Source organism: Stenotrophomonas sp. GZD-301 (assembly GCF_049310345.1).
Taxonomy (GTDB): domain Bacteria; phylum Pseudomonadota; class Gammaproteobacteria; order Xanthomonadales; family Xanthomonadaceae; genus Stenotrophomonas.
This window is the reverse complement of sequence record NZ_JBMOWY010000030.1, coordinates 1-9,279: the sequence shown is the minus strand read 5'-3', so window position 1 is coordinate 9,279 and position 9,279 is coordinate 1. Positions and strand designations below refer to the sequence as shown.

General features: G+C 68.5%; 11 protein-coding genes. 10 read left to right on the top strand and 1 reads right to left on the bottom strand.

Annotated elements, in window-relative coordinates; translation table 11 throughout:
• Window positions 1-129: 129 nt before the first annotated feature.
• Window positions 130-897 carry an exodeoxyribonuclease III gene (gene xth / locus ACO6VK_RS08420; protein ID WP_422506434.1) on the top strand — a complete coding sequence of 256 codons (768 nt, stop codon included), beginning with the start codon at window positions 130-132 and terminating at the stop codon, window positions 895-897.
• Between the two features lie 76 nt (window positions 898-973).
• Here xth and ACO6VK_RS08415 read toward each other — a convergent pair whose 3' ends face one another.
• Window positions 974-1,225, bottom strand: a complete 252-nt coding sequence (locus ACO6VK_RS08415; RefSeq protein ID WP_422506433.1) for a GlsB/YeaQ/YmgE family stress response membrane protein — start codon at window positions 1,223-1,225, stop codon at window positions 974-976.
• Window positions 1,226-1,315: 90 nt separating this feature from the next.
• Here ACO6VK_RS08415 and ACO6VK_RS08410 point away from each other — a divergent pair, with 90 nt between their 5' ends.
• The 9 genes from ACO6VK_RS08410 to ACO6VK_RS08370 all read left to right on the top strand — a co-directional run bounded on the left by ACO6VK_RS08410 (window position 1,316) and on the right by ACO6VK_RS08370 (window position 9,208).
• Entirely contained in the window at window positions 1,316-1,915 is a 600-nt protein-coding gene (locus tag ACO6VK_RS08410) for a 4'-phosphopantetheinyl transferase family protein (protein ID WP_422506432.1), read from the top strand.
• A gap of 60 nt (window positions 1,916-1,975) precedes the next feature.
• Window positions 1,976-2,614, top strand: coding sequence for a 16S rRNA (guanine(527)-N(7))-methyltransferase RsmG (gene rsmG / locus ACO6VK_RS08405; protein ID WP_422506431.1), 639 nt, complete (start codon window positions 1,976-1,978; stop codon window positions 2,612-2,614).
• 211 nt (window positions 2,615-2,825) lie between these two features.
• Complete coding sequence (locus tag ACO6VK_RS08400) at window positions 2,826-3,623, top strand: ParA family protein (RefSeq protein ID WP_422506430.1); 798 nt, start codon at window positions 2,826-2,828, stop codon at window positions 3,621-3,623.
• Window positions 3,623-4,546: a ParB/RepB/Spo0J family partition protein gene (locus ACO6VK_RS08395; protein ID WP_422506429.1), complete on the top strand. Its 924-nt coding sequence runs from the start codon at window positions 3,623-3,625 to the stop codon at window positions 4,544-4,546. Before ACO6VK_RS08400 ends, ACO6VK_RS08395 begins: the two co-directional genes overlap by 1 nt.
• A 34-nt stretch (window positions 4,547-4,580) precedes the next feature.
• A complete protein-coding gene (locus tag ACO6VK_RS08390) occupies window positions 4,581-4,889 on the top strand; it encodes a helix-hairpin-helix domain-containing protein (protein WP_017357134.1) in 309 nt (102 codons plus the stop codon).
• 48 nt (window positions 4,890-4,937) lie between these two features.
• Window positions 4,938-5,903 carry an NAD-dependent epimerase/dehydratase family protein gene (locus ACO6VK_RS08385; RefSeq protein ID WP_422506428.1) on the top strand — a complete coding sequence of 322 codons (966 nt, stop codon included), beginning with the start codon at window positions 4,938-4,940 and terminating at the stop codon, window positions 5,901-5,903.
• Window positions 5,904-5,990: 87 nt separating this feature from the next.
• On the top strand, window positions 5,991-6,713 hold the full coding sequence (locus tag ACO6VK_RS08380; protein ID WP_422506427.1) for a glycosyltransferase family 2 protein: 723 nt from the start codon (window positions 5,991-5,993) through the stop codon (window positions 6,711-6,713).
• The gene (locus ACO6VK_RS08375) at window positions 6,713-7,054 is read left to right on the top strand and encodes a lipid-A-disaccharide synthase N-terminal domain-containing protein (protein WP_411852627.1); all 342 of its coding nucleotides are present in this window, start codon (window positions 6,713-6,715) and stop codon (window positions 7,052-7,054) included. The genes ACO6VK_RS08380 and ACO6VK_RS08375 overlap by 1 nt, the downstream gene beginning before the upstream one ends.
• Before the next feature lie 369 nt (window positions 7,055-7,423).
• Window positions 7,424-9,208 carry a DUF885 domain-containing protein gene (locus ACO6VK_RS08370; RefSeq protein ID WP_422506426.1) on the top strand — a complete coding sequence of 595 codons (1,785 nt, stop codon included), beginning with the start codon at window positions 7,424-7,426 and terminating at the stop codon, window positions 9,206-9,208.
• The last annotated feature ends 71 nt before the right edge of the window (window positions 9,209-9,279 follow it).

Here is a 9,279-nt window from a genome sequence, read left to right as displayed (position 1 = left end):
AGTGCCGGCCGCTGGCCGGCTCCACGCGGACGCCGGACACGTTCACGAGGAGCCGGCCAGCGGCCGGCACTACGGTCCAATGGCGCATCCGGGGCCACCCATTGCCCACCCCCGGGTAGAATGACCCCCATGAAAATCGCCTCCTGGAACGTCAACTCCCTCAACGTGCGCCTGCCGCACCTGGAACAATGGCTCACCGCGTTCGCACCGGACGTGGTCGGCATCCAGGAAACCAAGATGGAGGACCACAAGTTCCCCGACGCGGTGCTGGCCGGGCTGGGCTACCGCAGCGTGTTTGCCGGGCAGAAGACCTACAACGGGGTCGCGCTGCTCTCGCGCGAACCGGCGCAGGACGTGCAGATCGGCATTCCCGGTTTCGAGGATGAGCAGAAGCGTGCCATCGCCGGCACCGTCAAGGGCGTGCGGATCATCAACCTGTACGTGGTCAACGGCCAGGACGTGGGCACCGACAAGTACGCCTACAAGCTGCGCTGGCTCGAGGCGGTACACGCCTGGGTGGCCGACGAACTGCAGCGCTACCCCGAGCTGGTGGTGATGGGCGACTTCAACATCGCCCCGGATGCGCGCGACGTGCACGACCCGCTGGTGTGGAACGAGAACCACATCCTCACCTCCACCGCCGAGCGCGGCGCGCTGAACAGGCTGCTGCAGCTGGGCCTGCACGACGCGTTCCGCCTGCACAGCGAGGAAGAGGGCGTGTTCAGCTGGTGGGATTACCGGGCGGCGGGCTTCCGCCGCAACCTGGGCCTGCGTATCGACCTGACCCTGGTCTCCGATGCGCTCAAGGCGCGCGCCACGGCTTCGGGCATCGATCGCGAGCCGCGCACCTGGGACCGTCCCAGCGACCATGCGCCGGCATGGGTGCAGCTGGGCTGACACAGACAAGGCCCGGCGGGTGCCGGGCCTTGTTTACAAGGCGTACCCACCAACGGTGGGTACCTGCCCCGCGAGGTTATCGGACGCTTTTGCGGGTAAACAGATTCACGATGGCTAGCAGGATCACCGCGCCGATCAACGAGAACAGGAACGTACGGATCGTGATCGCATCGTTGATGCCGCCGCCGAACAGGAAGCCGGCGATCAGCGCGCCGACGATGCCGACCACGATGTTGAGGATGATGCCCTGCTGCGCATCGCGTCGCATGATGATGCTGGCGAGCCAGCCCACGATGCCACCAACGATCAACCAGATGATGATGCCCATAGCCTTGACTCCCGGGAGGTGTGAACGACCGGATCAGTTGACGGCAACCGCCGTGAAGTCGTCGTGCAGCCCTGCTCACCGGGTGTACGCATGACCCTGCCCGAGCCCTTGCCCGGCCCGTGGCGGTTCGGCCCGGTGACCGTCTGGTGCCTGCCGCACGTGCCCGGCACCCGGGGCGAGCCGCAGGCCCGGGTGCTGCTGGCCGGTCACCTGGGCGGGCTGCCCGAGCACCTGCCGCTGGAGCGCGACGCGCGCGGCCGCCCCGAACTGCACGGGCCACTGGCCCACCTGGGTACCGGCTGGAGCCACAGCCACGGCCTGCTGCTGGTCGCGCTGGGCGACGGCGTGCGCCTGGGGGTGGACCTGGAGCCGCTGCGTCCACGCCCGCGGATGCGCGAGATCATCGAACGCTTCTTCCACCCCGCCGAGGTGGCCTGGCTGCTGGGCCTGGACGAAGACATCCGCGGTCCGTGGTTCTTCCGCGTGTGGTGCGCCAAGGAAGCCATCCTCAAGGCGCAGGGGCAGGGCATCTCCTTCGGTCTGCACCGGCTGCACCTGGCCCCCGACGCCGCCGGCGCCCTGCACCTGGCCTGGTGCGACCCCGAACTCGGTGACGCCGCGCGCTGGCACCTCCACGAATGGCAGGCTGCCGCCGATTTCCGCGCGGCGCTGGCATTTCACGCCCTGTGAGGCCAGCCGCGGCGCCGGCCAGCGCGGTCGCCCGCGTCGTCGACCTGCGATAATCCCCCCATGACCGAACATACCCTTCCGGCCGGCGTGGCCGATGCGCTCGCGCGTGGCCTGGCGGCAATGGAGCTGGATGCCGCCCTGGCGCCGCCCCTGCTGACCTACCTGACCCTGCTCGACCGCTGGAACCGCACCTACAACCTGACCGCCATCCGCGACCCGCTGGAGATGGTCACCCGCCACCTGCTCGACTCGCTGGCGATGCAGCCGCACCTGGAGCGCGGCACCCTGGCCGACCTCGGCACCGGTCCCGGGCTGCCCGGCATCCCGCTGGCCATCGCGCGCCCGCAGCTGCAGGTGACCCTGGTCGAGAGCAACGGCAAGAAAGCCCGCTTCATGCGCGAAGCGGTGCGCCAGCTCGGCCTGGGCAACGCCCGTGTCGCCGAGTCGCGCGCCGAAGCCCTGGCCGAGCCCGGCGCCTACGATGCGCTGACCGCCCGTGCGATGGACACCCTGGCCGGCATCATCGCCGTCGGCGGTCATCTGCTGCGCCCGGGCGGCCGGCTGCTGGCCATGAAAGGCGTGTATCCGCACGAGGAAATCGCCCAGCTGCCGGCCGGCTGGGCGGTCGAGCAGGTCCTGCCGCTGCATGTGCCGGGCCTGACCGGCGAGCGCCATCTGGTGGTTGTCACCGGTCCCTGAGCCGGCAGGTGCGGGATCGACACGGTGGCCCGCCGCGCGCGGGTCCACCGGCGCCAGCGCCCGCCCCCGTTGCCGCTCCGCCCTTCCCGGGGTGCGTCGAACACGCGCACCGGGACGTTCGGGCGCCCCGCACGGCGCATCTCTCAGTGCATGACACGCCCCATATACGCATAATGACCAGTCCCACTCCCTGCCGATGAGGCTCACCCGCATGGCCCGCATCATCGCCATCGCCAACCAGAAAGGTGGCGTCGGCAAGACCACGACCGCCGTCAATCTGGCCGCCTCCCTGGCTGCTGCACCCAAGCGCGTGCTTCTGGTCGACCTCGATTCCCAAGGCAATGCGACCATGGGCAGCGGCGTGGACAAGCGTGAAGTCGCCGCGTCCACCTGCGACCTGCTGCTCGGCGAAGCCACCGCTGCCGAAGTCCGGGTCACCACGCCGGAAGGCTTCGACCTGCTGCCGGGCAACATCGACCTGACCGCCGCCGAGATCCAGCTGATGGACCAGGGCGAGCGCGAGCAGCGCCTGAAACGCGCGCTGGCCCCGGTCCGGGACGAATACGACTACATCCTGATCGACTGCCCGCCGGCGCTGTCGCTGCTGACCCTGAACGCGCTGGCCGCCGCCGATTCGGTGATCGTGCCGATGCAGTGCGAGTACTACGCCCTGGAAGGCCTGAGCGCGCTGGTGGAAACCATTGAAGCGCTGCGCGCCAACCTCAACCCGGCACTGGAGATCGAAGGTGTCCTGCGCACCATGTTCGACGTGCGCAACAACCTGGCCAACGCGGTGTCGGCCGAGTTGACCGAGCACTTCGGCGACCGCGTGTTCCGCACCATCGTGCCGCGCAACGTGCGCCTGGCCGAAGCGCCCAGCCACGGCCAGAGCATCGTCGGTTACGACCGTGCCTCGCGTGGTGGCGTTGCCTACCTCGGCCTGGCCGGCGAGATCATCCGCCGCCACCAACAACGCAATAAGGCCGACAAGGCCCTGGAGACCGCCTGATGAGCACCAAGCCCGCCCTCGGCAAGAAACGCGGCCTCGGCCGTGGCCTCGACGCCCTGCTGGGCCCGAAGGGGGCGGTGACGCAGGTGCAGGCGGCCGCGGTGGTCGAACCGCAGCCCGGTGAGATCCTGCGCAAGCTGCCGGTGGGGCAGCTGCAGCCCGGCAAGTACCAGCCGCGCCGCGACATGGACGAGACCAAGCTGGGCGAACTGGCCGACTCGATCCGCTCGCAGGGCGTGATCCAGCCGATCCTGGTGCGCCAGCTCGGCGTGGACAGCTTCGAGATCGTCGCCGGCGAACGCCGCTGGCGCGCCTCCCAGCTGGCCGGCCTGGATGAAGTGCCGGTGGTGGTGCGCGAGCTGGAAGACCGCACCGTCATTGCGATGGCGCTGATCGAGAACATCCAGCGCGAAGACCTCAACCCGCTTGAGGAAGCCGAGGCCCTGCAACGCCTGATCAGCGAGTTCGCGCTGACCCATGCCGAAGCCGCCCAGGCTGTCGGCCGCTCGCGCGCGGCGGTATCCAACCTGCTGCGCCTGCTCGAGCTGCCGGTCGCCATCCGCCTGCTGCTGGAAACCCGCCGGCTGGAAATGGGCCACGCCCGCGCGCTGCTGACGCTGGCGCCGGAACTGGCCAGCAAGCTGGCCCAGGAAGCGGCCGATGAAGGCTGGTCGGTGCGCGAAGTGGAACACCGCGCGCAGCAGTTCGCCGCGGGCAAGGTGCCCGGCGCGCTGCGCAAGAAGCCGGCGGCCAGTGCGCCGCAGGCCGACATCGCGTCGCTGGAGACCGAACTGTCCGAATCGCTGGGCGCCCGCGTGGCGATCAACCACGGCCGTGGCGGCAAGGGCAAGCTGATCATCCATTACACCGACCTGGACACGCTGGATGGCGTGCTCGAACGACTCCGCGTACAGAAGGGCTGAGTCCCGACCTGCGCCAGAGGATGTCCCCCCTGCAATGAACCCCACCAAGGTCGACCGCAACCATCTGTTGCGTCTGACCGACCTGCCGAACGTCGGGCCGGCCTGTGAGAAAGATCTGCGTCTGATCGGCATCCGCGTGCCCGCGCATGTTCGGGGCCGTGACGCCTATGACATGTACGCGCAGCTGTGTCTGCGTACCGGCGTGGTGCACGATCCGTGCGTGATCGACGTCTTCCTGTCGATCGTGCGCTTCATGCAGGGCGAGGCGCCGCGCCCGTGGTGGGACTTCAGCAAGGAACGCAAGGCCACGCTGGCAAAGGAAGCACCGTTGACCCTGCGGTGAGCGCGGCATAGCACAATAGACGCAGTGAACTTTCCGGGACGCCCCTCCATGACCCTTCTTGTCACCGGCGCTGCCGGCTTCATCGGCGCCAACACCGTCCGTGCCCTGCTCGATGCGGGCCACGCGGTGGTCGGCCTGGACAACTACAACGACTACTACGATCCGCAGATCAAGCGCGATCGTGTGGCCGCGCTATGCCCGGATGCGGACATCCGCGTCCTGGACCTCACCGACCGCGAGGGCCTGGCCGCCCTGTTCGACGAGGTCAAGCCAACCCGGGTGATCCACCTGGCCGCGCAGGCCGGGGTGCGCTATTCGCTGGAGAATCCGCACGCCTACGTCGACAGCAACCTGGCCGGCTTCGTCAACATGCTCGAACTGTGCCGCCACCGTGGCGTGGCGCACCTGGTGTACGCGTCCAGCAGCTCGGTGTATGGCGATTCGGCAACGCCGCCGTTCTCCGAGGACCAGCGCATCGACCAGCCGCGCTCGCTGTACGCCGCGACCAAGGCGGCCAATGAGCTGATGGCCTACACGTATGCCCATCTGTACGGCCTGCATGCCACCGGCCTGCGCTTCTTCACCGTGTACGGCCCGTGGGGCCGCCCGGACATGGCGCCGCTGCTGTTCTCGCGCGCGGTGCTGGCGGGACGCCCGATCGATGTGTTCAACGACGGAAAAATGCAGCGCGACTTCACACATGTCTCCGACATCGTGGCCGGTATCCTCGGCGCGCTGGCGCATCCGTCCGGCGAGGAGGTTCCCCACCGTGTGTTCAACCTGGGCAACCACACCCCGGTCGAGCTGGAGCACTTCATCGGCATCATCGAGGCGGCGGCCGGACGTCCGGCGCACAAGGTCTACAAGCCGCTGCAGCCCGGCGACATGGTCCGCACGATGGCCGACACCACGCGCGCGCATGACGCCTTCGGCTATGAACCGGCCACGCCGATCGAGCGCGGTCTGCCCCCGGTGGTGGCCTGGTGCCGCGACTATTTCGGCGATCACGCCTGAAACACACGCGCCAATTCATCTTCAGATAACCTCGCGTGCGGACAATGCGCGCTCTTTTTCGATCCCGGCCCTTCGCAGAGCCTGACCATGAGCCAACCCCAGCTGTCGGTCGTCGTCCCGGTCTTCAATGAACGCGACAACGTCAAACCCCTGATCGACGAGATCACCGCCGCGCTGCGCGGCCGGATCGACTTCGAGATCGTCTACATCGACGATCACTCCCGCGACGACACCCTGGCGGTGCTGCAGGGCCTGAAGGCCGGCAACCCGGAACTGCGGGTGCTGCACCACGTCAGCCAGAGCGGGCAGAGCACCGCAGTGCGTACCGGGGTCAAGCACGCGCGCGCGCCGTGGATCGCCACGCTGGACGGCGACGGCCAGAACGACCCGGCGGACATCCCCGGGCTGCTGGCCGCCCGCGACGCGGCCCAGCCGCAGGTGAAGCTGTTCGCCGGCTGGCGGGTCAACCGCCAGGACAGCGGCAGCAAGCGCTGGGCCAGCAAGTGGGCCAACGCGATCCGCGCGCGCATGCTGCGCGACGACACCCCCGACACCGGCTGCGGCATCAAGCTGTTCGAGCGTGACGCGTTCCTGGACCTGCCGTACTTTGACCACATGCACCGCTACCTGCCGGCGCTGATGCAGCGCGCCGGCTGGAAGACCGTCAGCGTGCCGGTCAACCACCGCCACCGCACCGCCGGTGTCTCCAAGTACAACAACCTGGGCCGTGCACTGGTCGGCATCCGCGACCTGCGCGGCGTGGCCTGGCTGATCACGCGCAGCAAGCGCACGGCCGTGGAAGAGCGCTGATGGAACTGCACTGGCTCGACCAACCGTTGACCTGGCTGTACTGGACCGGCCTGCACGTGACCGGCTGGAAGCTGATCGGCTACACCGGCGCGCTGATGTTCGGCGGCCGCTGGCTGGTGCAGTTCGTCGCCTCCCGGCGCGCCGGCAAGCCGGTGATCCCGCGCCTGTTCTGGTACATGAGCGTGGTCGGCAGCCTGATGACGCTGAGCTACTTCCTGTTCTCGGCCAAGCAGGACTCGGTGGGCGTACTGCAGAACCTGTTCCCGGCCTTCACCGCGCTGTACAGCCTGAAGCTGGATATCCAGCACCGTGGGTGGAAGCGGGACAAGGCGCAGCATTGATCGGTCTACCGACCAACGGTCGGTAGCTACCGGGTAGAGCCGACAGGGTAGAGCCGACTGTTAGTCGGCTGCCTTTCGCTTTCGCGCGGGCGTACCGGGTAGAGCCGACTGGGTAGAGCCGACTGTTAGTCGGCTGCCTTTCGCGCGGGCGTACGGCGAGACCAGAGGAGCAGCCGACCAACGGTCGGCTCTACCACGCGCCTGCGGCGCTCCGGTCCCGACCCGCGGTCGATCCCAGGCCCGCCGCGCGCGCCCGACCCGCGGTCGATCCCCAGGTCCTGCCGCGTTGCGGCAGGACCTTTGATCCATGCACCGGCCCCTGCGGGGGTGCCATGATCGGGGTTTGCCGTCCATCGGGAACCGCTGATCGTGAAATCGCCGCTCGTCACCGCCCTGCTGCTTGCCCTGGCCCTTCCCGCCGGCGCTGCGTCTGCTGCTCCGCCGGCCGCCCCGGCGGCCGCACCCGCCAGCCTGGCCACCGAGAGTGCCGCCGATGCGCAGTTCCGTGCCATCTACGAGAAGGAATGGGCGTGGCGCCAGGACGGCGGTGGCGAGGCCAGCGAAGACGGCGATGGTCCGGCCAACGCCACCCGCATGCCCGATGTCGGCGCCGCCGCCCAGCAGGCGCGGCTGAAGGTCTGGGACGCGGCCTTGGCCCAGCTCGACAGGATCGACCCGAAGACGCTCTCGCCCGACAACCAGATCAACTACGCCATCTACCGCGACCAGATCTTCAACCTGGCGGCCGACGTGCGCCTGCGCGGCTATGAAATGCCGTTCAACGCCGATTCGTCGTTCTGGTCGAACCTGTCGTTCATGGCGCGCCGCGAAATGAAGACCGCGCAGGACTTCCGCAACTACATCGCGCGCCTCAACGACGTGCCGCGCTATTTCGACCAGCAGACCGACAACATGCGCGCCGGCCTCAAGCGCGGCTTCAGCGTGCCGCGTGCGGTGCTCGATGGCCGCGAAGTGTCCATCGCCACTGTGTCCGAGCTGAAGGACGCCACCCAGTCGCCGCTGTACGCCCCGTTCAAGAAGCTGCCGGCCAGCATTCCCGCCGCCGAGCAGGCGCAGCTGCGGGAGCAGGCGCAGCAGGCCATTGGCGGCGCCGTGGTGCCGGCCTTCGGCAAGCTGCGCACGTTCTTCGTCACCGAGTACGTGCCGCAGGCGCGGACCACCCTGGCCGCCGAGGCGATGCCCGACGGCAAGGCGTACTACAAACAGCAGATCCACGAATACACCACGCTGGACCTCACCCCGCAGCAGATCCACGAGATCGGGCTGAAGGAAGTGGCGCGCATCCAGACCGAGATGAACGGCATCATCCAGCAGGTGCAGTTCAAGGGCAGCTTCGCCGAGTTCCTCACCTTCCTGCGCACCGATCCGCAGTTCTATGCCAAGACCCCGGACGAGCTGCTGCACCGCGCCGCCTGGATCTCCAAGCGCGTGGATGGCGTGATCGGCAAGTACATGACCCTGCCGCGCGCGCGCTTCACCATCGTGCCGGTGCCGCCGGACATCGCGCCGTTCTGGACCGCCGGCCGCGGCGGCATGGGCACCTACTGGCTCAACACCTACAACCTGCCGGCGCGCCCGCTGTACAACCTGCCGGCGCTGACCCTGCACGAATCCGACCCGGGCCACGCGCTGCAGGGCGCGCTTGCCGCCGAACAGGGCGAGCAGCCCGAGTTCCGCCGCAACGCCTACATCTCCGCCTACGGCGAAGGCTGGGGCCTGTACTGCGAGAAGCTGGGCGTGGAGATGGGCATCTACGAAACCCCGTACGAGGACTTCGGGCGCCTGACCTACGAAATGTGGCGCGCCGCGCGCCTGGTGATCGACACCGGCGTGCATCACAAGGGCTGGAGCCGCGAGCAGGCCATCGCCTACCTGCGCGACCACACCGCGCTGAGCGAGCATGAGGTCACCACCGAGGTGGATCGCTACATCTCCTGGCCGGGCCAGGCGCTGAGCTACAAGCTGGGCGAGATCGCGATCGTGCGCCTGCGCGCGCAGGCCGAGAAGGAGCTGGGCGACCGTTTCGACGTGAAGTCCTTCCACGACGCCGTGCTCAAGCAGGGCTCGGTGCCGCTGCCGGTGCTGGAACAGCAGATCCAGGCCTACATCGCCGAGCGCAAGGCCGCCGCCTGAGCCACGCGGGGGGGGGGGGGCCAACAACCGCCCCACACACCCCCAACCTCCCCACGCCCCCCTATTTTTTT

Bases quoted from the DNA above. Each gene is read 5' to 3' on its own strand.
- xth (WP_422506434.1), top strand. From the start codon at position 130: ATGAAAATCGCCTCCTGGAACGTCAACTCCCTCAACGTGCGCCTGCCG.
- ACO6VK_RS08415 (WP_422506433.1), bottom strand. From the start codon at position 1,225: ATGGGCATCATCATCTGGTTGATCGTTGGTGGCATCGTGGGCTGGCTC.
- ACO6VK_RS08410 (WP_422506432.1), top strand. From the start codon at position 1,316: ATGACCCTGCCCGAGCCCTTGCCCGGCCCGTGGCGGTTCGGCCCGGTG.
- rsmG (WP_422506431.1), top strand. From the start codon at position 1,976: ATGACCGAACATACCCTTCCGGCCGGCGTGGCCGATGCGCTCGCGCGT.
- ACO6VK_RS08400 (WP_422506430.1), top strand. From the start codon at position 2,826: ATGGCCCGCATCATCGCCATCGCCAACCAGAAAGGTGGCGTCGGCAAG.
- ACO6VK_RS08395 (WP_422506429.1), top strand. From the start codon at position 3,623: ATGAGCACCAAGCCCGCCCTCGGCAAGAAACGCGGCCTCGGCCGTGGC.
- ACO6VK_RS08390 (WP_017357134.1), top strand. From the start codon at position 4,581: ATGAACCCCACCAAGGTCGACCGCAACCATCTGTTGCGTCTGACCGAC.
- ACO6VK_RS08385 (WP_422506428.1), top strand. From the start codon at position 4,938: ATGACCCTTCTTGTCACCGGCGCTGCCGGCTTCATCGGCGCCAACACC.
- ACO6VK_RS08380 (WP_422506427.1), top strand. From the start codon at position 5,991: ATGAGCCAACCCCAGCTGTCGGTCGTCGTCCCGGTCTTCAATGAACGC.
- ACO6VK_RS08375 (WP_411852627.1), top strand. From the start codon at position 6,713: ATGGAACTGCACTGGCTCGACCAACCGTTGACCTGGCTGTACTGGACC.